Origin of the sequence: Phenylobacterium sp., from assembly GCF_016124325.1 — a bacterium.
Classification (GTDB): Bacteria; Pseudomonadota; Alphaproteobacteria; order Caulobacterales; family Caulobacteraceae; genus Phenylobacterium.
In genome coordinates, this window is sequence record NZ_WGNY01000015.1 from 25546 (window position 1) to 44908 (window position 19363).

The 19363-nt window shown below is 71.3% G+C and carries 20 protein-coding genes; 12 read left to right on the forward strand and 8 right to left on the reverse strand.

The genetic code is table 11. The features are described from left to right. Positions 1-819, reverse strand: coding sequence for an ABC transporter permease (locus GC203_RS08335; RefSeq protein WP_293453249.1), 819 nt, complete (start codon positions 817-819; stop codon positions 1-3). 221 nt (positions 820-1040) lie between these two features. Between GC203_RS08335 and GC203_RS08340 the strand changes: the two genes are divergently transcribed. The 4 genes from GC203_RS08340 (at position 1041) to GC203_RS08355 (ending at position 4426) form a co-directional block, all read left to right on the forward strand. Further along, a complete protein-coding gene (locus GC203_RS08340; protein ID WP_293453251.1) occupies positions 1041-1541 on the forward strand; it encodes a GcrA family cell cycle regulator in 501 nt (166 codons plus the stop codon). 111 nt (positions 1542-1652) lie between these two features. After that, positions 1653-2600: a metallophosphoesterase gene (locus GC203_RS08345; protein WP_293453253.1), complete on the forward strand. Its 948-nt coding sequence runs from the start codon at positions 1653-1655 to the stop codon at positions 2598-2600. Between the two features lie 124 nt (positions 2601-2724). Beyond that, the gene (xseA, locus tag GC203_RS08350) at positions 2725-4179 is read left to right on the forward strand and encodes an exodeoxyribonuclease VII large subunit (protein WP_293453255.1); all 1455 of its coding nucleotides are present in this window, start codon (positions 2725-2727) and stop codon (positions 4177-4179) included. A 28-nt stretch (positions 4180-4207) separates the two neighbouring features. Then, positions 4208-4426: a DUF2093 domain-containing protein gene (locus tag GC203_RS08355; protein WP_293453257.1), complete on the forward strand. Its 219-nt coding sequence runs from the start codon at positions 4208-4210 to the stop codon at positions 4424-4426. Here GC203_RS08355 and GC203_RS08360 read toward each other — a convergent pair. Beyond that, a complete protein-coding gene (locus GC203_RS08360) occupies positions 4423-5337 on the reverse strand; it encodes a lysophospholipid acyltransferase family protein (RefSeq protein ID WP_293453259.1) in 915 nt (304 codons plus the stop codon). The genes GC203_RS08355 and GC203_RS08360 overlap by 4 nt on opposite strands. 104 nt (positions 5338-5441) lie before the next feature. Here GC203_RS08360 and GC203_RS08365 point away from each other — a divergent pair, with 104 nt between their 5' ends. Continuing rightward, positions 5442-5837: a helix-turn-helix transcriptional regulator gene (locus GC203_RS08365; protein WP_293453261.1), complete on the forward strand. Its 396-nt coding sequence runs from the start codon at positions 5442-5444 to the stop codon at positions 5835-5837. A 31-nt stretch (positions 5838-5868) separates the two neighbouring features. After that, the gene (gene hisN, locus GC203_RS08370) at positions 5869-6696 is read left to right on the forward strand and encodes a histidinol-phosphatase (RefSeq protein ID WP_293453263.1); all 828 of its coding nucleotides are present in this window, start codon (positions 5869-5871) and stop codon (positions 6694-6696) included. Between the two features lie 6 nt (positions 6697-6702). Here the strand turns inward: hisN and GC203_RS23920 are convergent, their stop codons facing one another. The 3 genes from GC203_RS23920 to GC203_RS08385 form a co-directional block, all read right to left on the reverse strand. After that, complete coding sequence (locus tag GC203_RS23920; RefSeq protein WP_366501586.1) at positions 6703-8313, reverse strand: alpha/beta hydrolase; 1611 nt, start codon at positions 8311-8313, stop codon at positions 6703-6705. Between the two features lie 6 nt (positions 8314-8319). Continuing rightward, positions 8320-8628, reverse strand: a complete 309-nt coding sequence (locus GC203_RS08380; protein WP_293453265.1) for an SCP2 sterol-binding domain-containing protein — start codon at positions 8626-8628, stop codon at positions 8320-8322. Positions 8629-8702: 74 nt separating this feature from the next. Beyond that, positions 8703-9554, reverse strand: a complete 852-nt coding sequence (locus tag GC203_RS08385) for a methyltransferase (protein WP_293453267.1) — start codon at positions 9552-9554, stop codon at positions 8703-8705. Between the two features lie 225 nt (positions 9555-9779). On the opposite strand from GC203_RS08385, the gene GC203_RS08390 reads away from it, so the two are divergent. After that, on the forward strand, positions 9780-10232 hold the full coding sequence (locus GC203_RS08390; protein WP_293453269.1) for an Hsp20 family protein: 453 nt from the start codon (positions 9780-9782) through the stop codon (positions 10230-10232). 76 nt (positions 10233-10308) lie between these two features. On the opposite strand, the gene GC203_RS08395 is transcribed toward GC203_RS08390, so the two are convergent. Next, on the reverse strand, positions 10309-11514 hold the full coding sequence (locus GC203_RS08395; protein ID WP_293453271.1) for a pentapeptide repeat-containing protein: 1206 nt from the start codon (positions 11512-11514) through the stop codon (positions 10309-10311). 7 nt (positions 11515-11521) lie between these two features. Further along, complete coding sequence (locus GC203_RS08400) at positions 11522-12784, reverse strand: pentapeptide repeat-containing protein (protein ID WP_293453273.1); 1263 nt, start codon at positions 12782-12784, stop codon at positions 11522-11524. 296 nt (positions 12785-13080) lie between these two features. On the opposite strand from GC203_RS08400, the gene GC203_RS08405 reads away from it, so the two are divergent. Next, complete coding sequence (locus tag GC203_RS08405) at positions 13081-14391, forward strand: serine hydrolase domain-containing protein (RefSeq protein ID WP_293453274.1); 1311 nt, start codon at positions 13081-13083, stop codon at positions 14389-14391. Here GC203_RS08405 and gpmA read toward each other — a convergent pair. Further along, positions 14349-15059 carry a 2,3-diphosphoglycerate-dependent phosphoglycerate mutase gene (gene gpmA / locus GC203_RS08410; protein ID WP_293453275.1) on the reverse strand — a complete coding sequence of 237 codons (711 nt, stop codon included), beginning with the start codon at positions 15057-15059 and terminating at the stop codon, positions 14349-14351. The two genes, GC203_RS08405 and gpmA, sit on opposite strands and share 43 nt — an antisense overlap. Positions 15060-15136: 77 nt before the next feature. Here gpmA and GC203_RS08415 point away from each other — a divergent pair, with 77 nt between their 5' ends. The 4 genes from GC203_RS08415 to GC203_RS08430 all read left to right on the forward strand — a co-directional run bounded on the left by GC203_RS08415 (position 15137) and on the right by GC203_RS08430 (position 19363). Then, entirely contained in the window at positions 15137-15418 is a 282-nt protein-coding gene (locus GC203_RS08415) for a hypothetical protein (protein WP_366501589.1), read from the forward strand. Then, positions 15415-16380: a KpsF/GutQ family sugar-phosphate isomerase gene (locus GC203_RS08420; protein WP_293453276.1), complete on the forward strand. Its 966-nt coding sequence runs from the start codon at positions 15415-15417 to the stop codon at positions 16378-16380. Before GC203_RS08415 ends, GC203_RS08420 begins: the two co-directional genes overlap by 4 nt. A 108-nt stretch (positions 16381-16488) precedes the next feature. Beyond that, positions 16489-17991, forward strand: a complete 1503-nt coding sequence (locus GC203_RS08425; RefSeq protein ID WP_293453278.1) for a phosphomannomutase/phosphoglucomutase — start codon at positions 16489-16491, stop codon at positions 17989-17991. A gap of 67 nt (positions 17992-18058) precedes the next feature. Then, positions 18059-19363 carry a UDP-glucose/GDP-mannose dehydrogenase family protein gene (locus GC203_RS08430; RefSeq protein WP_293453280.1) on the forward strand — a complete coding sequence of 435 codons (1305 nt, stop codon included), beginning with the start codon at positions 18059-18061 and terminating at the stop codon, positions 19361-19363.

Here is a 19363-nt window from a genome sequence, read left to right on the forward strand (position 1 = left end):
CTACGTCTTGATCTTGTAGCCCGTGCGGAACATCCAAAGGCAGATCGCGCCGAGGGCGACGACGAGGATGGCCGTCATCGGGACCCCCACCCAGAGCCGCCCCTCCGCGTGGTCGATGAACCCGTACCGGAAACCATCGATCAGATAGAAGATCGGGTTGTAGTGGCTGAACGTCCGGAACGGCTCGGGCAGCCGCTCGACGAGGTAGAAGGTCCCCGACAGGAACGTCATCGGCATGATGACGAAGTTGGTGACCGCGGCGATGTGGTCGAACTTCTCGCTCCACAGCCCCGCCATGATGCCCAGGAAGGCCATGATCAGGGCCGCGCCCAGGCCGAAGTAGAGCACCGCCCAGACGTGGGCGATCGGCAGCTGCGCGAAGGGCAGGACCGCCGCCAGGCTGATGACGCCGACCAGGACCCCGCGCGTCGCGCCGCCGGCCCCGAAACCGATCACATGCTCGACCGGCGAGAGCGGCGGGGTGATGAAGTCGCCCATCAGGCCGTTGAACTTGGCCTGCAGCAGCGACGAGGATGAGTTGGCGAAGGCGTTGCTCAGGATCTGCATCATGATCAGGCCGGGCGCCACGAAGGTGCCGTAGGCGATGTCATGCACGGCGCGCCCGCCGCCGACCGCCACCACGAACACCAGCATGTAGAGCAGCGCCGTCACCACCGGCGCGGCCAGGGTCTGGAACCCCACCTTGATGAAGCGCCGCACCTCGCGGACATAGAGGGTCTTCAGACCCTCCCAGTTCATCCCGTGGTAGGCGCGCGGCTGCGGCGGCAGCACCGTTTCGGCGATCGGCAGGTCTCGCATGGGCCGAGATGTGCGCCGTGGGCGCCGCTCGCGCAAGGGCGCCGCAATCTGATTCAACATCTAGTTTCTGTGGACGAACCGGATGGCGCCTATTGTGGTCGTTAGGGAGATGTTTACTACTGATAGTGGTTGGTGGGCGGTGAGTTAGCTCAACGCCACAAGATGTTGATGCCGGCCCCGTCTAGGGAGCGTCCGGCGAACCTCTGGGTGGGAGGCGAAACATGGGCTGGACCGACGAACGGGTCGAACTCCTGAAGAAGCTCTGGCAGGACGGACTGTCCGCGAGTCAGATTGCGAAACAGCTTGGCGGGGTGACGCGCAACGCCGTCATCGGCAAGGTGCACCGCCTGGGCCTGTCGGGCCGCGCCGCGCCGTCGAAGCCGCAGCGCACGGTCTTCAAGGCCCCGCGCGCGGCGCGTCCGGCCGCCGCCGCGCCGTCGGTCCCGCGCCGCATCGCCGAGCCCGTGGCGGCCGCCGCCGCGCCAACGCCGGCGCGCTATGTGGACGAGACCCCCGGGACGGCCACGGTGCTGACCCTGGGCGCCCACATGTGCAAGTGGCCGATCGGCGATCCTTCGCTCGACAACTTCACCTTCTGCGGCCGTCGCACCGACGAAGGCCCCTACTGCCACGAGCACGCGCAGGTCGCCTATCAGCCGGCCCAGACCAAGAAGAAATCCAGCGCCGCCGAGCTCGCCCGGAGCCTGCGCCGCTACATCTGAGATCCGCCGACGCGGCGGCCAGACTATCCGTTGGGGATGGGAACGCGTCCGGAGCCGAAGCTGCGCGAGCAGCCTCAGGGCCGGGCGCGTTCTTTTTCGTAGGGGCGGCGCGTGGCCTGGACCCTGATGTACCTGGCCTGGGCGGGCGGCCTGCTCGGCCCCATCGCCGCGTGGTGGGCCTGGATGCGGCTTGGCCGGAAGCGGCCGCGGCTCCGCATCGGCGGACTTGCCCTGTTCGCGCTCCTCTACGGGCTGGGCGTCTGGGCGTTCCTGATCGAACCCGAGATCCTGGTCGTCCGGCGGGTGACGATCGAGAGTCCGGCCTGGCGCGGACCGCCCCTGCGGATCGGCGTGCTGGCCGACACGCATGTCGGCGCGCCGCACGTCGACGATCGCAGGGTGGTGCGTGTGGCCGCCCGGATGACCCGCGAAGACCCCGACGTCATCGTCCTCGTCGGCGACTACGTGGGCGGCCACCTCGCGGCCGGGGCCCGGAGCGCCGATGACAAGGCCGAGATCGCGCGGGGCGTCGCCGCCCTCAGCGGCGCGCAGGCGCGGTTCGGACGCTTCGCGGTGCTGGGCAATCACGACTGGTGGTACGACGGCCGCGAGATCGAGGCCCAACTCTGGAAGGCCAAGACGCCTGTGCTGGAGAACTACGCCCAGCGTATCGACCGGCCCGAAGGCGCGTTCTGGATCGCCGGCCTCGCCGATTTCGCGTCGTTGAGGGCGCAACCGTCGGCGCACGACGCACTCGCCGCCGTGCCGGCCGGCGAACCCGTGATCGTCCTGACCCATTGGCCCGACGCGTTTCCCCAGGTCCCGCGGAGCGTGGCCCTGACGATCGCGGCGCATTCGCACTGCGGCCAGGTGAACCTTCCCTTCATCGGGCGGCCCATCACGCCCTCGCCCGGCGCGGCCCGCTGGCCCTGCGGGCGCTACGACGTCGACGGCAAAATCCTCTACGTCACCGGCGGACTGGGCGTTTCGATCCTGCCCGTGCGGTTCCGCGCGCCACCCGAGATCGTCATCGTGACCCTGAGCCGGGGGCGCGGCTAGAGCCCGTCAGGGTGAAGTGGATGCCAGTTCACCCGCCCGGACGGGCTCTACACTCTTGAAGATCGAGCCTTCTCGTCCGGATCAGGTGATTCCACCTGATCCGGGAAGGCTCTAGGCTGGCGCCATGACCGCCGAGCCCCTCACGGACGAAACCGGCAACGCCCGGCCCTATTCCGTCTCCGAGCTGGCGTTCGCGCTCAAGCGGACGCTGGAGGACGCCTACGGCTTCGTGCGCCTGCGCGGCGAGCTGTCGAAGGTGACCCACCACTCCAACGGCCACGTCTACCTCACCCTGAAGGACGAGAAGGCGGCCATCGACGGGGTGGTCTGGCGCGGCCAGGTGCGGGGCCTGTCGATCCGGCCCGAGCAGGGCCTGGAGGTGGTGGTCACCGGCAAGATCACCGCCTATCCGCAGGGCTCGCGCTACCAGATCGTCATCGAGACCATGGAGGCGGCCGGGATCGGCGCCCTGCTCGCCCAGCTGGAACGGCTGAAGGCGCGGCTGGCGGCCGAGGGGCTGTTCGAGGCCGCGCGCAAGAAGCCGCTGCCCGAGACGCCGTCGGTGGTGGGGGTGGTGACCAGTCCGACCGGGGCGGTGATCCGCGACATCCTGCACCGCATCCGCGACCGCTGGCCCTGCCGGGTGATCGTCTGGCCGGTGGTGGTCCAGGGCGACCAGGCCGCCGCCCAGGTGGCCGCGGCGGTGCGCGGGTTCGCCGCCCTGCCCGAGACGGGGCCGGTCCCGCGGCCCGACGTGCTGATCGTGGCGCGCGGCGGCGGCTCGGTGGAGGACCTCTGGCCGTTCAACGACGAGGCGCTGGCCCGCACGGTGGCCGACTGCCCGATCCCGCTGATCAGCGCCGTGGGCCACGAGACCGACACCACCCTGATCGACTTCGTCTCCGACCGCCGCGCGCCGACGCCGACGGCGGCGGCCGAGATGGCGACGCCGGTGCTGGCCGAACTGAAGGCCCTGACCGCCGACCTTGGCGCGCGGATGCATCGCTGCGCGGCGCGCCTCGTCGAGGATCGGCGAGGCCGGATCGACCACGCCAGCCGGGCGCTGAAGCGCGTGCCGGACCTCGTGGAGCTGGCCGCCCAGCGGTTCGGCATCGCTTCCAGCCGGCTCGCGGCGGGCCTCGACCGCAACGCCGCCCTCCACGAGCGCGCCCTGGTCGCGGTCTCCAGCCGGCTGACGCCGCTGCTGCTCCAGCGGCCGCAGGCCGTTCAGCGGGAACGGCTGGAGCGCCTGGCCGAGCGACTGGCGCCCAGCATGGTCCGTCGCCTGGAACGGCTCGACGAGCGGCTGGCGGCCCTGTCGAAGCTGTATCTCTCGGTCGACCCGGACCGGCCCCTGCAACGCGGCTTCGCCCGGGTGACGCGCGCCGACGGCTCGCTGGTCCATGCCGGCGCCTCGCTGGAGAGCGGCGAAGAGGTGGCCATCAAGTTCGGCGACGCCGTCACCCGCCAGGCGGTGATCGACGGCGCAGGCGCGCCCGAAACCGCCCCCAAGCCGGCGCGGACCAAGGCCAGGCCGGCGGGACCTGCCGGAGGCCCGGCGCAGGGCGATCTGTTCTGAGGCCGGCCGACGCGCTAAATAGGCGGGCATGAACGCCCACGACCGGAACCTCTCGGCCAACGACCTCGCCAAGCTGCACTACGGCGACGGCGACTATGCGGTGCTGCGCCCCGGGCGCTACGTGGTCTGCGCCGTCACCGGCCAGAAGATCCCGCTGGAACACCTCCGCTACTGGAGCGCCGAGTTGCAGGAGGCCTACGCCGGGCCCGCCGAGGCGCTGAAGCGCTGGCAGGAGACGCAGGGCTAGTTGCGCCGGTAGACCTCGTTCGGCCAGCGCCGGTGGACCCAGAACCACTCGGTCGGCCGCGCCCGGACGCGATCCTCGATGAAGGCGTTGATGCGCCGCACGCCGGCGGCGATGTCGGCGCTGCGGTCGCCGGTGTCCTCCAGCCGGATGGGCTCGTGGACGACCACCTTGAAGCGCGCGCCCGGCCCCGTGCGCTGCACGCTGAGCGGTTGGATCGGGACGCCGAACCGCAGGGCGAAGGTCGACGGCCCCGGCGCGGTGTGGGCCATGACCCCGAACAGGGGCGCGGCGACCCCGCCGTTGAACTTCTGGTCGTTCATCAGCGCGACGGACTCACCCCGCTCGATGGCGCGGACCAGCTCGCGCGCGCCCTCCAGCCCCTTGGGCGCGAACAGCCGCACGCCGTAGCGGAAGCGGTTCCTGCGGACCCGCTCGTCGACATAGGGATTGTTCATGGCCCGGTAGGTCACCTGGCAGGGGACGCCCGCCCCGACGATGGCCGCCGCCATCATCTCGAAGTTGGAAAAATGGCCCGAGATGAACACCACCGGGCCGTCGCCGGCGGCGATCGCCTGGAGGCGTTCGCGGCCCTCGACTTCCAGCCGCCCTGTGTCGGCGACGATACGGTCGACAATCGCGAACTCGGCTAGGGATCGCCCCAATTCGGCCCACTGAGCATGGAGGAGTTGGTTAATCTCGCCGTCGTCGGCGTCGGGGAATGCGATGCGGAGGTTCCGCTCGGCCACACGATTCGCACTGGTTAACGGCCCGAGCAGACCGAATAGCCAGGCGCCTGAATTCGATACAGAATCTATGGGAAACAGGCGGGCCAGTGCGGAAACCGCATCAAATAGTGCGGCTTCGAGCATCCAAATCAAAACCGACACGTATGAATGGTTAGGTGCGGCCATCCCGTCTTCCTAGGCGCGGTCGCCCATGGTCGGCAATGGAGGCTGCTGGCGTGCGAATTGCGATGTCTCAACCACGGAGTCCCGAAGCGGGACGCAGGGAAGTCATGGCCGGGGATTCCATGGACGAGATCGACATCCATCTGGGTCGGCGCCTTCGCCGCCGCCGCCGCCTGCTGGGGCTCACCCAGCAGGAACTGGCGCATGCCTGCGGCGTGCGCTTCCAGCAGATTCAAAAGTACGAATGCGCCGCCAACCGCATGTCGGCCGCCCGCCTGTGGCAGCTGGCCGCGGTGCTGGAGGTGCCGGTCAGCTACTTCTACGAAGGGCTGACGCGCGACCAGCGCGAGACGATGGGCATCGAAACCGCCTCGTCCGCCAACGAGACCCTGGCGAGCAAGGAGACGCAGGACCTGATCCATGCGAACTACCAGCTCGGCGAACGGCCCCGCCGCCGCCTCCTGGACCTCGCCAAGGCGATGAACGGCGAGATCGAGGCTTAAGCCCGGAGCCAAGCCGGGGTAAGGCGGTCGCATGACCGCCTCCGACCCCGCGCCCCTCGCCGAACCTCGCCTGTCGCAGCTCGACGCCTTCCTGGTCGAGCTGAACCACGCCGCGGCGAAGGCGATCCTGCCCCTGTTCCGCGGCGAGCACGGCGTCACCAACAAGCTGGAACGGGGCTTCGACCCCGTCACCGAGGCCGACAAGGGCGCCGAGCGCGCCATCCGCGCCCTCATCTCCGAGCGCTTTCCCGACCATGGCGTCATCGGCGAGGAGTACGGCGAGGATCGGCCGGACGCCGAGTTCGTCTGGGTCCTCGATCCCGTCGACGGCACGCGGGCCTTCATCGCCGGCCTGCCGCTCTGGACCACCCTCATCGGACTTCGCTTCCAGGGCCGCCCGGTCCTGGGTTCGATCGGCCAGCCGTTCCTGGGCGAGACCTACATCGGCCACGCCGGCGGCTCGCGACTGATCGGCCCGGGCGGGACCCGCCCGCTGAAGGTGCGCCCCTGTCCCGATCTGGGCGGCGCCCTGATCGCCACCACCGATCCCGAAGGCTGCTTCAACGACGCGGAGATGCGCGCCTGGCGCGCCGTCCGGAAGGCGTCGCGGCTCGCGCGGCTGGGCTGCGACGCCTATGCCTACGCCATGGTCGCCGCTGGCGCGATGGACCTGGTCGTCGAGGCGGGGCTCCAGGCCTGGGACATCGACGCGGCCATCCCCGTGATCCAGGGCGCCGGCGGGCTGACCACCGACTGGCGCGGCGAGCCCGTGGGCGCGCACGGCGGCCAGATCGCCATCGCCGGCGACCCCGCCTGCCTGGAGGCGGCGCTGACGGCGCTGCGCCCGGCCGCGGCCTGAGCCGCCTCAGGCCTTCTTCGGCGCGGGCTTCTTCGCGGCAGGCTTCTTCGCGGCGGGCGCCTTGGCCGCGGGCTTCTTGGCGGCCGGCGCCTTCGGGGCGGCGACCTTAGCCGGAGCCGCCTTCGCCGCGGCAGGCTTGGCCGCCGCTGGCTTGGCCGCGGGGGCCTTGGCCGTCGAAGCCTTGGCGGGGGCCTTCTTGGGCGCGGCGGCCTTTGCCGGCGCCGACTTGGCGGGAGCCGCCTTCGCCGCGACCTTCTTCACCGGAGCCTTCTTCACCGCCGCCGGCTTCGCAGCCGCCGCCTTGGGCGCAGCGGCCGGCTTCGCGGCGGGCGCGGCCTTGGCGGTCGCGGCCTTGGGGGCGGCGGGGGCCTTCCTCGCCGCAGGCTTGGCGGCCGGCTTCGCCGCTACGGCCTTGGGGGCGGTGGCCTTGGGGGCGGCCGGCTTAGCTGCCGGCTTGGCCGCGGCCTTCGGAGCGGGTTTCGCCGCCGCCTTGGCGGCGGGCTTGCTGGCCGGCGCCTTCTTCGCCGGGGCCTTCTTCGCCGCGGGCTTCGGGGCCGCGGCCGCCGGGGCTGGCGCGGGAGTCGGCGCCGGAGCCGGCGTGGGCGGCGCCTCCGCGGCGGGGGCGGGCGCGGCGGGGGCCGCGGGCTTGGGGGCCTCGGCGGGCTTCGGCGCGGCCCTGCCCGTGAGCGCGTCGAACACTCGCAAGAAGATGTTACGCATGTCGTCCGTCTCCATGAGGATTTCGTGGTAGGCGCCGGGAACGGTGATCAGGCGCCCCTGGGGGAGGTTGCGGGCCGCGGCGGCCTGGGCGGCGTTGTCGACGAGCGCGTCCTCGCCGGCCGAGAGGATATCCACCGGGACCGTGATGGCCCGCAGGCGCTCGGGGTGGGCGAGGAAGGCCGTGGCCTTCAGCGCGAAATCCAGCCAGCCCCAGGTGGGCCCGCCCAGCGCGAGGTCGGGATTGGCCCGGATCTGCGCGCGATGCCGGGCGAAGCGACGGGGATCGTGCGTCAGCACATTGCCCTCGAACGCGTCGTCGAACGGCGCGCCCTTCTGGCCCAGCAGGTAGCGGCCGGCGCGGCCCAGGCCGAGGTTGAGCGCGGTCAGCGCGCGGGCGACGGGGGGCGCGAAGCCGTTGAACTGGAGGCCCAGCATCGGGGCCGAGAGCACCGCCCCGGCGAAACGCCGCTCGCCGCTGGCCATGGCGAGCAAGGTGAGGCAGCCGCCCATGGAGTGGCCGACCGCGATCCAGGGCTGGGGGAGCCGGTCCTCGTAGGCGTTGAGCAGGCGGCGGAAGTCCTCGAGGAAAGCCCGGTATCCGCGCGCGTGACCCTTCAGCCGGTCGGGCAGTTCGCGCGCCGACAGCCCCTGGCCGCGCCAGTCGTGGGCCAGCACGACGAAGCCGCGATCCATGAAGTCGCCGATGGTCTCATAGTACTTCTCGATCGGCTCGGTGCGCCCGCCCGACAGGACGACCGAGCCGCGGGGGCGGTCGCCGGGCGGCGTGAACAGGGCCGCGCGCAGCTTCGCGCCGCCGGAGCCCACGAACCAGTCGGCCTCCGCGCCGGGCGGAACGGGATCCTCGGGAATGTCGACGAGAGGCGCGGTTTCGAACATCGCCGGCTAGGCCGCCTTCTCGAACAGCGCCTGGATCTGCGGTTGCAGGCTGAAGGCCAGGCCCATGTCCGACAGCTTCATCCGGCCGGTCATCATCGCCCGCATGGGATCCAGTTCGCCCTTGCCGAGACGCACGAGGTCGGCCCGGCTCACCGACACGACGAGGTCGGCCGGAAGATCCTCGTTGGTGACTTCGGCGCCGCGCACATGGATCACGCCCTCGCCCCGGAGGTCGAGCTTGACCGGACGCGACAAGCCCTCGCCGGCCGCGACGGCCCGGCGGATGCGCTCGGTCAATTCCTCCAGACTGGCCATCCCCCGAAGCGCTCCAGAATCCCTTCCGGGAGCTTCGCCGCGCCCGGCGGTTGTGTAAACCGCCTGTGACGGGATCAGGTCGGTTTGACGAACTTCAGCGTCATTCGGTCGCTCTCGCCGATGGCGTCGTAGGGGGCGTGGTCGAACGCCGGATCGGGCGGCTGGCCAAGCGGCGACGAACGGCGCACGGGCGGGAGGGTCCAGACCCCGAAGGGATGGCGGCGATCATCCTTGGGGTTGGCGTTGATCTCGCTGGCGGCGGCCAGCCGGAAGCCGGCCTCCTGGCCGAGGCGCGTCGCGTAGGCCTGGTCCACATAGCCGGACTGGGCGAGGAGGTCGGGGACGCCCCCGGGCGCGGCGCGGTGCTCGACCACGCCCAGCACGCCGCCGGGCTTCAGCGCCAGGAAGGCGTCGCGGAAGGCCTTCTCGGCGATGCCGCCCGCCATCCAGTTGTGAAGGTTGCGGAAGAACAGGACCAGGTCGGCCGAGCCCGCCGGCGCCACGGGCCCCGAGGTGCGGCCGAAGGCGGTGAGCTCGACCTTGCCGTAGAGGCGCGGGCCCTTCACGTACCGCGCGCGGTAGGCCTCGAGCACCTGGCGGGCGGCCGCCTCGCCGGGTTGCGGCGGCTCGGCGAGCTGCATGTGCGCGGCGTAGAGCTTGCCGTGGGTCGCCGCCAGGAACGGGGCGAGGATGTCGCTGTACCAGCCCGCGCCCGGCCAGAACTCGACCACCGTGTCGCCGGGCTTGAGGCCGAGGAACTTCAGGGTCTCGGCCGGGTGGCGCCATTTGTCGCGGGCCTTGTCGGCGGCCGGCCGCCACGGCCCCGCCACCGCCGCCTCGATGGTGCGCGGACGCGCGACGCCCGGCCCGCATCCGGCCAGGGCGACCGCCCCCGCGAGGGCGTAACGTCGAGTGATAGGCTTCATCGGCGCGGCGACCTCGTCCTCACGCGCCCCCCCGGCGCCTGCGAGGCGTAAAGTGATCCCCCCGGGCCGTCAAAGGCGGGCCCTTGAAACCCCGGGGCGGCTCCCTAACTCAACGGTCGGAGGCGCTGGATGTCCGGGCTTCCTTGGGCTGCAGGCGAGGCCGGAACGGGTCGCCGCAAGCTCAACAACATACGCAACCTTGCTTTTGAAGAAGGATGTGACCGCATGCGTACGATCGACTTTTCCCCCCTCTATCGCTCCGTCGTGGGCTTCGACCGCCTGGCGAACCTGCTGGAGACCGCCGCGGCCGACAGCGCCGCCGGCTATCCCCCCTACAACATCGAGCGCACCGACGAGAACGCCTACCGCATCGACATCGCGGTGGCGGGCTTCCGTCCGGAAGAGCTCAACGTCGAGGTGAAGGAGAACCTCCTCACCGTGACCGGCCGCAAGGCCGCCAACGAAGAGCCGCGCAAGTACCTCCATCGCGGCCTGGCCGAGCGCAATTTCGAGCGCCGGTTCCAGTTGGCCGACTATGTGGTGGTGACCGACGCCAACCTGGCCGACGGCCTGCTCTCGATCGCGCTGAAGCGCGAACTGCCCGAGGCCCTGAAGCCGCGGACGGTGCAGATCACCAGCGGCCCGTCGACCCTGATCGAAGGCGAAAAGGCGGCCTAAGCTCTTTCGCCTGACCGAACCGACGCGGGCGGCGCTCCACACGGGGCGCCGCCCGTTTCTGTCTGGAAAGCTTGGTCTATCTGGGAAGCTTGGCGCCGCGCAGGTCGGCGCCGTCGAGAAGCGCGCCGGCCAGCCGCGCCCCTTCGAGGCAGGCGTAGCGCAGGCGGGCGCCGGAAAGGTCGGCGGGCGTCGCCCGGCCTGCGGCCAGGGTGAGCGTCGAGATCACGGCGCCGGTCAGGTCGGCGCGGGTCAGGTCGGCGCCGGGCAGGCGCACGCCGCGCAGGTCGGCGCTGCGGAGGCTGGCCCCGCGCAGGTCGGCGCCTTCGAGGTTGGCGCCCTGGAGCTGGACGCCCTCGAGGTCGAGGCCGGCGAGACAGGCGCCCTTGGCGCTGATCGCCGTGAGCTTCAGGCCCTTGAGCTGGTCGGCCGCCGGGCGCAGGTCGGCCCCGTCCAGGCATGCCGGCGCGCCGGCCTGGCCCCCCGAGCCCACCCAGGCGTCGTGCGCGCGGGCCATCTCCACCAGCTTGGCCGCCCGGGCGATCACGTCGCGCGTCGGCGCCTCGACGGCTCCCTCCAGGCGCGCGCCCTGGGTGCGGGCCGCGGCGAGCATCACGCCCTCCAGGTCGGCGCCGCGGAACTGGGCGTCGTCCAGCGTCGCGCCCGAGACCTCGGCCCTGGCGAGGAAGGCGCCGGAAAGGTTCGCGCCCTTGAGATTGGAGTCGTACAGCACCGCGCCCTTCAGCGAGGCGTCGGAGAAGTCGGCGCCGGCGGCATAGAGGCCGTCGAGGCGCGAGCCGTCGAGGTTCGCGCCGCCCAGGTTGGCCCCGTCGACCGCGCCCGCGCGGCTCTCCTCCACCACCGCCGGAAGCCCCTTGGTGGGATGGGGCTTGGCCACCACGCCGGGGCGCAGGTCGACCCCCGCCAGGTCGGCGCCCGACAGGTTCGCGCCGGAGAGATTCGCGCCGCGCAGATTGGCCTTGCGAAGGTCGGCGCCCCGAAGGTCGGCGCGCCGCAGGTCGCAGCCCGAAAGGTTGGCGCCGTCCAGGCGCGCGCCGGTCAGGATCGCGCCGTCGAAGACCGAGCCTGTGAAATCGGCGCCGGACAGGTGGCGGCCGGAGAGGTCGAAACCCGAGAAGTCCACGAACGGAAGCTTGGCGAGCTTGCCGCCCTTGCCCGCGAGCGCCCGGGTGTGGCTGTCGAGCAGGATCGAGAGTTCGGCCTCGCTGAGGCGACGGCGCCCCGGCAGCTTAGACTCTTCACGCTGGGCGACGACGAACGACACGCCCGGCTCAGATCACGTCGTCGAGGCCGCGCGCGCCCTGGCGCACGATGCCCGTGAAGTTCGCCTGCTTCAGCAGCGCGCGGGTGAAGTTGGCGCGGCTGAGGTCGGCGTCGACGAACAGGGCGTGGCGCACGTCGGCGCCGGTCAGGTCGGCGCCCTTGAGCTGGCTGCCCGTCAGGTCGCACGGCAGGACCCGGTCGGCGCCCAGCAGCAGCGGGCCCATCATCGCCTCGCGCAGGTCGGCGCCCGAGAGCTTGGCCCCCACCAGCCGCGCGCCCCGCAGATCGGCGCGCCGCAGCACGCAGTTGCGCAGGTCGGCGCCTTCGAGGTGCGCGCCCTGCATCTGCGCGCCCTCCATGTCGAGGCCGTAGAACACCGCGCCCTTGGCCGACAGGGCCGTCAGGTTGTAGCCGCGGATCGAGCCCAGGGCGCGCAGGTCGGCGTTGTCGAACGACGAGGGCTTGCCCTCGCCGCCGCCGGTCTCGCACCACTTGGCGTGATCCCTGATCATCTCGTCGTAGGGCAGGTCGCTGAGCGCGCGGCCGGCCGGTTCGTCGGTGAGGGCGCCGGCCATGTTGGCGTCGGAGACGTTCCAGGCCACCGTCCGCGCGCCCACCAGGATCGCGTCGCGCAGGTCGGCCCCGGCGAGGTCGGCGCCCGAGAGGTCGGCGCCCGAGAGGTTCGCGCCCTGCAGCGAGGCCTGCTTCAGGTTGGCGCGGATCAGCTTGGCGTCCTTGAGGATGGCGTCGGTGAAGTCGGCCTTGATCGCCACGGCGCCCGACAGGCGCGAGCGCTCCAGGTTGGCGCCGGCGAGGATCGCGCCCTGCAGCTCGCCCTGGGTGGGTCCGCCGGCTTCGAGGCGCCGGAAGCCGAACTGCCGGTCGGCGGCCGCCAGCGTGCCCTCGCGCAAGTCGGCCTCGAACAGGTCGGCCCCCGTGAGGTCGGAATTGCGCATGGAGGCGCCGCGCAGGTCGGCGCGGCGCATCGAGGCGTCGGTGAGGTCGCAGCCGGTCAGATCGGCGCAGAACAGGGTGGCGTTGTCGAGCCGCGCGCCATGGAATTTGCAGTTGGCCAGCACGGCGCCGGTGAAGTCGGCGTCGCAGAGATTGCGGCCGCGCAGGTCGGTCCCGCTCAGGTCCTTGAACGCGAACACCGCGCGCGCCCCGCCGGGCTTGGAGCTCCACAGCCGGTCGTGCTTCGCACAGATCGCGTCGACTTCCGCCTGGGAGAGACGGTTGCTGACGAGGGTGCTGACGGAAGCTGTCGACATGGGATCGCGGGTTTGGGAATCGCGTGTTGGGAAGGCCTGCGTGAACCATGGTAGGTCCGGCTGATTAACGGCGAATTTCCAGGGCCTTGGCCGGCGAACGGGCCAATGGAGGGCCGTCGCCCCGGCCAACGACAACCCCCGGTGGATCCTCGCCCCACAGGAACCCAACCAGAGCGTTCGCGGCCACTCGCGAAGACCGAACCATTTCACCGGCTGCGGACGCCATTTGACCGATCAGGGCCTCGACCGTCATCACCCCGCCGCCCATGCTGCCGGCGGCCGTCGTCGGGGAAAGCATGCGCAGACTGATCATCGTGGGACTGGCGGCGTTCGCAGCGCTGCTGGTCTGGAGCGTCGTCGTCGCCGGGGCCGCGCTGGAGGGCTGGGGGCGCCGGCCGATCGCGCCGGCCGGCGACGCCCAGGCGTTCGCGGCCGCGGCGATGGAGCGTGCGAGGGCGGCCTCGCCGGGCGACCTGGCCTTCGTCATGATCGAGGACGGTCACCCAACCGTCGAGCGCTTCTCCTCCATCGGCCGCCCGGTGGACCGCGACACGCTGTTCCAGGTGGCGTCGCTCAGCAAGTGGGTGACCGCGCTGGGCGTGATGCATCTCGTCGAGACCGGCCGGATCGACCTCGACGCGCCGGTGGACACCTACCTGAAGCGCTGGAAGCTGCCTCCGAGCGAGTACGACAATCGCCAGGTCACCGTGCGCCGGCTCCTGAGCCATACAGCCGGCCTGACCGACGGTCTGGGCTATCTGGGCTTCGCCCCCGGCCAGCCGCTGCAGCCCCTGCCCGACTCGCTGACCCGCGCCGCGGACGCCTCGCCAGGGCACGACGGGCGGGTGCGGGTGGGCCTGCCGCCGGGCGGGCAGTGGAAATACTCCGGCGGCGGCTATGCCCTGCTGCAACTGCTCATCGAGGACGTCACGGGCGAGCCGTTCGACACCTACATGCGCCACGCGGTGCTGGAGCCGCTCGGAATGTCGCGCTCACGCTTCGTGCTGCCGGCCGACGGCGTCGAGAACCTCGCGGAGTTCTTCGACCTGGGCGGCAAGCCGGCGACCCATTTCCGGTTCACGGCGACGGCGGCGGCCTCGCTCTACACCAGCGCCGCAGACCTGACCCGGCTGATCCAGGCGCATCTCCCCGGCCCGGCGGGCGAGCCCATCGGTCGCGGCGTCCTGAAGCCGGAGACCCTGGCCGCCATGCGCAAACCGCACGCCTCGCAGTTCGGCGCCGACATCTGGGGCCTGGGCGCCATGCTCTACGCGCCGAACGGCAAGGGCGGCTACGTCGTGGGCCACGACGGCAACAACGACCCGGCGATCAACACGGCCGCCCGCTTCGATCCGGCCCGCGGCGACGGGATCGTGGTGCTGGAGACCGGCCACAAGATCCTGGCCACCCGCCTCGCGGGCGAGTGGGTGTTCTGGAAGACCGGCAAGGTCGACAACCTGATGGTGATCCTGGAGTCGCGCCGGACCTTCAAGACCCTCGCCGTGGGCTGGGCGGTGATCCTCGTGGGGTCCGTAGGCCTCGGCTGGTGGTCGTGGCGGCGCCGTCAGATCGGCGGCAGCGACGTGGCCCGGGCCTCGTCGAGGTAGCGGGCGGCCGTGGGCTTCAGGCCCGCGCCCAGCTCGACCACCAGCGGATTGCCGGTGGGGATCTCGACGCCGACGATGTCGTCGTTGGACACGCCGAACAGCAGCTTGACGATGGCCCGCAGGGAATTGCCGTGGGCGGCCACCAGCAGGGTCTCGCCGCGCTTCAGGCACGGGACGATGTCGGCCTCCCAGTAGGGCTGCACGCGATCCAGGGTGGTCTTCAGGCTCTCGGTGTCGGGCAGGACGGCGCCGGCGTAGCGGCGGTCCTTGGAGAAATCGAACTCGCCGCCGGGCGCCAGCGGCGGCGGCGGCACGTCGTAGGAGCGGCGCCAGACCTTGACCTGGTCGGCGCCGTGCTTGGCCGCGGTCTCGGTCTTGTTGAGGCCGGTCAGCCCGCCGTAGTGGCGCTCGTTGAGCCGCCAGTCCTTCACCTCCGGCACGAACGTCTGCCCGGCGCTGTGCAGGGCGAGCCAGGACGTGCGGATCGCGCGGGTCAGCACCGAGGTGAAGCAGCGGTCGACGGCGAGGCCGGCGGCCTTGATCAGCTCGCCGCCCTTCTTCGCCTCGGCCTCGCCCTGGGCGGTGAGGTCCACATCCACCCAGCCGGTGAAACGGTCTTCCAGGTTCCACTGGCTCTGGCCGTGACGCAGCAGGATGAGGGTGGGCACCGGCGTTCTCCTTCGGGCGGAGCGCTGGGCTAGGACATGGTCCCGGCCGGCGTCAAGCGCGCGCAGCCGATGGGCGAATGGCGGGCGGCCGCGCGAGCGGCTATAGCGAGGCGATGCTCGACCGCTTCTACCTGCCGCTCCTGGCCCTGGCCGCGATCGCCGCGGTGGCGCTGGCGCTGGTCTGGCCCCAGGGCCTGGGCGACCGCTCGCCCGGCCCGTTCGGCCAGACGCCGGTGCAACGGACGCCCGAGATGCAGGCGGCGATGAAGCGCGAGACCGACGCGGCCGTCCGCCGGGTCGACCAGGCGCGCGAGGCGGTGCGCAACATCCAGCAGCAGGCGATCGCGCCCGACCAATGACGTCAAAGGACACCATCGCCGTCGGCCGCAGGGTGCTGGAGACCGAGGCCGAGGCGCTCGCCCGGATGGCGGCCGGGCTCGACGGCCCCTTCGCCGAGGCCGTCGAGGCGCTGTTCGCCGCGAAGGGCCGGATCGTCTGCACGGGCATCGGCAAATCGGGGCACGTGGCGCGCAAGATCGCCGCCACCCTGGCCTCCACCGGCTCGGCGGCGATCTTCGTCCACCCCAGCGAGGCCAGCCACGGCGATCTGGGCATGATCGGCCCCGACGACGTGATCCTGGCCCTGAGCAAGACCGGCGAGACCCGAGAACTGGCCGACGTGATCGCCTATGCCGCGCGCTTCGCGATCCCGCTGGTCGCGATGACGGCGGCGGCGGACGGCACCCTCGGGCGCGCCGCCGACATCGTGCTCTTGATCCCCGATGCGCCCGAGGCCACCGAGGCCGTCAACGCGCCGACCACGTCGACGACGCTGCAGATGGCGCTGGGCGACGCCCTGGCCGTGGCGCTGTTGGAGCGGCGCGGCTTCCGGCCCGAGGATTTCCGAACCTTCCACCCCGGCGGCAAGCTGGGGGCGATGCTGCGCACGGCGGGCGACCTGATGCACGGCCGCGAGGAGCTGCCGCTGGTGGCGCCCGAGACCCCGATGCGCCAGGCGCTGCTGGCGATGACCCAGATGCGCTGGGGGATCGTGGGCGTGGTCGACGCGGGCGGCCGCCTGCTGGGGGCGATCACCGACGGCGACCTGCGCCGCCACATCGACGGCCTGCTGGACCATACCGCCGGCGAGGTGATGACCCCGGGCCCGAAGAAGGTCGCGCCGCCGCACATGCTGGCCGGCGAGGCGCTGGCGCTGATGAGCGACCCGCCGCCGGCGGTGACCGTGCTGTTCGTGGTGGAGGACGGCAAGCCGATCGGCATCCTGCACGTCCACGACCTGCTGCGCGCCGGGGTGATGTGAGGGACGCCGGTTCGGCGAACAGGCTCGCCCGTTAAGGGTTCCGTGGTGGCTTCGTCACTATCGGGCCGTTAAACACACCGCCGACGCGCGCACCCCGACGGAGTTCCGATGCTGTCCGCCCCCCGAGCCGACCTCGCCCCCAATACCTTCGCGTACGAGATCACCCCGCTGGTGAAGCCGACGGGCTTCCGCGAATACGACGCCCGCTGGCTGTTCGGGCCCGAGATCAACCTCCTGGGGGTGCAGGCGCTGGGCCTGGGCCTGGGCACGCTGATCCACGAGATGGGCCAGAAGCGGATCGTCGTGGGCCACGACTTCCGATCCTACTCGCTGTCGATCAAGCAGGCGCTGACCATCGGGCTGGTGGCCGCCGGCTGCGAGGTGCTGGACATCGGCCTGGCCGTCTCGCCGATGGCCTATTTCGCCCAGTTCGACCTGGACGCGCCCTGCGTGGCCATGGTCACCGCCAGCCACAACGAGAACGGCTGGACCGGCGTGAAGATGGGCGCCCAGCGCCCGCTGACCTTCGGGCCCGACGAGATGGGCCGGCTGAAGGAGATCGTGCTGGGCGGCAAGTGGGCCCAGCGGCCGGGCGGCTCGCTCGCCCACATCGCCGGCGTGGCCGAGCGCTACATCAAGGACGCGGCTGACCGGGTCAGCCTGAAGCGGCCGCTGAAGGTGATCGCCGCCTGCGGCAACGGCACCGCCGGCGCCTTCGCCCCCAAGGCCCTGCGCGACATGGGCGTGGCGGTGGTGGTCGAGATGGATTGCGACCTCGACTTCAACTTCCCCCGCTACAACCCCAACCCCGAGGACAGCGTGATGCTTCACGCCATGGCCGAGGCGGTGAAGACGCACGGCGCGGACGTGGCGCTGGGGTTCGACGGCGACGGCGACCGCTGTGGCGTGGTGGACGACGAGGGCGAGGAGATCTTCGCCGACAAGATCGGGCTGATGCTGGCGCGTGACCTGTCGGCCCTGCACAAGGACGCGACCTTCGTGGTCGACGTGAAGTCGACCGGCCTCTACGCCACCGACGAGGTGCTGAAGGCCAACGGCGCCAAGACCGTCTACTGGAAGACCGGCCACAGCTATATCAAGCGCAAGACCGCCGAGCTGGGCGCCCTGGCCGGCTTCGAGAAGAGCGGCCACTTCTTCTTCAACCCGCCGATCGGGCGCGGGTACGACGACGGCCTGGTGGCGGCCGCGGCGATCCTGGCGATGCTGGACCGCAACCCCGACAAGAAGCTGTCCGACCTCAAGAAGGCCCTGCCCGTCGCCTTCACCTCGCTGACCATGAGCCCGCACTGCGCCGACGAGGAGAAGTACGGCGTGGTCGACGAGGTGGTGGCCGAGTACGAGGCCCTGGCCAAGGCCGGCGGCAAGATCCTGGGCCGCGCGATCACCGACCTCGTCACGGTCAACGGCGTCCGCGTGGCGCTGGAGGACGGCTCGTGGGTGCTGGTGCGCGCCTCGTCCAACAAGCCGGAACTGGTGGTCGTGGTGGAGAGCACGCAGTCCGAGGCCGACATGCGCGCGCTGTTCCGCGACGAGGTGAAGCCGCGGCTGGCCAAGCGGCCGCAGGTGGGGGCCTACAACCAGGAGATCTGAGCCGGACGCGCGGTTGCGCGCGCCGCCCGCGCATGTGAAAGGGCGGGCCTTTCCGGGAGACTCGTAGATGCGCGTGGCGATGATCGGGACGGGCTACGTCGGGCTCGTCAGCGGGGCCTGTTTCGCCGACTTCGGCCACGTCGTCACCTGCATCGACAAGGACGCGGCCAAGATCGAGCAGCTCAAGGGCGGCGGCATCCCGATCTACGAGCCCGGGCTGGACGTACTGGTCGCCTCGAACGTGAAGGCGGGCCGGCTGTTCTTCGACACCGACGCGCGCCAGGCGATCCGCGAGGCCGACGCGGTGTTCATCGGCGTCGGCACCCCGTCGCGCCGTGGCGACGGCCACGCCGACCTCTCCTACGTCTACGCCGCCGCCGAGGAGATCGCGGGGCTGGTCGAGGGCTTCACCGTCGTGGTGACCAAGTCCACCGTGCCGGTGGGCACCGGCGACGAGATCGAGGCGATCTTCAAGCGCGTGCGGCCCGACGCCGACGTGGCCATCGTCTCCAACCCCGAGTTCCTGCGGGAAGGCGCGGCCATCGAGGACTTCAAGCGGCCAGACCGGGTGGTCGTGGGAACCACCGAGGAGCGCGCCCAGGCGGTGATGCGAGAACTCTACCGGCCGCTCTATCTGAACGAGACGCCGATCCTGTTCACCAGCCGGCGCACCAGCGAGCTGATCAAGTACGCGGCCAACGCCTTCCTGGCGCTGAAGATCACCTACATCAACGAGATGGCCGACCTGTGCGAGGCGGTGGGCGCCGACGTGCAGCAGGTGGCGCGCGGCATCGGCCTGGACGGCCGCATCGGGACCAAGTTCCTGAACGCCGGGCCCGGCTACGGCGGCTCGTGCTTCCCGAAGGACACCATGGCGCTGGTCCGCACGGCCCGCGACTACGGCTCGCCCGTGGAGCTGGTGGAGACGACCATCAAGGTCAACGACGAGCGCAAGCGGGCCATGGCGCGCAAGGTGGTCAAGGCGGTGGACGGCAACCTCAAGGGCAAGACCGTCGGCGTGCTGGGCCTCACCTTCAAGCCCAACACCGACGACATGCGCGACGCCCCGTCGCTGGCGATCGTGCCGGCCCTGCAGGATCGCGGCGCAAAGGTGCAGGCCTTCGACCCCGAAGGCATGGACGAGGCCCGCCGGCTGCTCGACGGCGTGGCCTTCATGGACGACCCCTACGCCGTGGCGCAGGGCGCCGACGCCCTGGTGATCGTCACCGAGTGGGATCAGTTCCGCGCGCTCGACCTCGACCGGATCAAGCTGGTGATGAACCGCCCGGTGCTGATCGACCTGCGCAACATCTACAAGCCCGACGACATGCGCGCCCGCGGCTTCACCTACACCAGCGTCGGCCGCCCCTGA

Bases quoted from the DNA above. Each gene is read 5' to 3' on its own strand.
- GC203_RS08335 (WP_293453249.1), bottom strand. From the start codon at position 819: ATGCGAGACCTGCCGATCGCCGAAACGGTGCTGCCGCCGCAGCCGCGC.
- GC203_RS08340 (WP_293453251.1), top strand. From the start codon at position 1,041: ATGGGCTGGACCGACGAACGGGTCGAACTCCTGAAGAAGCTCTGGCAG.
- xseA (WP_293453255.1), top strand. From the start codon at position 2,725: ATGACCGCCGAGCCCCTCACGGACGAAACCGGCAACGCCCGGCCCTAT.
- GC203_RS08355 (WP_293453257.1), top strand. From the start codon at position 4,208: ATGAACGCCCACGACCGGAACCTCTCGGCCAACGACCTCGCCAAGCTG.
- GC203_RS08360 (WP_293453259.1), bottom strand. From the start codon at position 5,337: ATGGCCGCACCTAACCATTCATACGTGTCGGTTTTGATTTGGATGCTC.
- GC203_RS08365 (WP_293453261.1), top strand. From the start codon at position 5,442: ATGGCCGGGGATTCCATGGACGAGATCGACATCCATCTGGGTCGGCGC.
- hisN (WP_293453263.1), top strand. From the start codon at position 5,869: ATGACCGCCTCCGACCCCGCGCCCCTCGCCGAACCTCGCCTGTCGCAG.
- GC203_RS23920 (WP_366501586.1), bottom strand. From the start codon at position 8,313: ATGTTCGAAACCGCGCCTCTCGTCGACATTCCCGAGGATCCCGTTCCG.
- GC203_RS08380 (WP_293453265.1), bottom strand. From the start codon at position 8,628: ATGGCCAGTCTGGAGGAATTGACCGAGCGCATCCGCCGGGCCGTCGCG.
- GC203_RS08385 (WP_293453267.1), bottom strand. From the start codon at position 9,554: ATGAAGCCTATCACTCGACGTTACGCCCTCGCGGGGGCGGTCGCCCTG.
- GC203_RS08390 (WP_293453269.1), top strand. From the start codon at position 9,780: ATGCGTACGATCGACTTTTCCCCCCTCTATCGCTCCGTCGTGGGCTTC.
- GC203_RS08400 (WP_293453273.1), bottom strand. From the start codon at position 12,784: ATGTCGACAGCTTCCGTCAGCACCCTCGTCAGCAACCGTCTCTCCCAG.
- GC203_RS08405 (WP_293453274.1), top strand. From the start codon at position 13,081: ATGCGCAGACTGATCATCGTGGGACTGGCGGCGTTCGCAGCGCTGCTG.
- GC203_RS08415 (WP_366501589.1), top strand. From the start codon at position 15,137: ATGGCGGGCGGCCGCGCGAGCGGCTATAGCGAGGCGATGCTCGACCGC.
- GC203_RS08420 (WP_293453276.1), top strand. From the start codon at position 15,415: ATGACGTCAAAGGACACCATCGCCGTCGGCCGCAGGGTGCTGGAGACC.
- GC203_RS08425 (WP_293453278.1), top strand. From the start codon at position 16,489: ATGCTGTCCGCCCCCCGAGCCGACCTCGCCCCCAATACCTTCGCGTAC.
- GC203_RS08430 (WP_293453280.1), top strand. From the start codon at position 18,059: ATGCGCGTGGCGATGATCGGGACGGGCTACGTCGGGCTCGTCAGCGGG.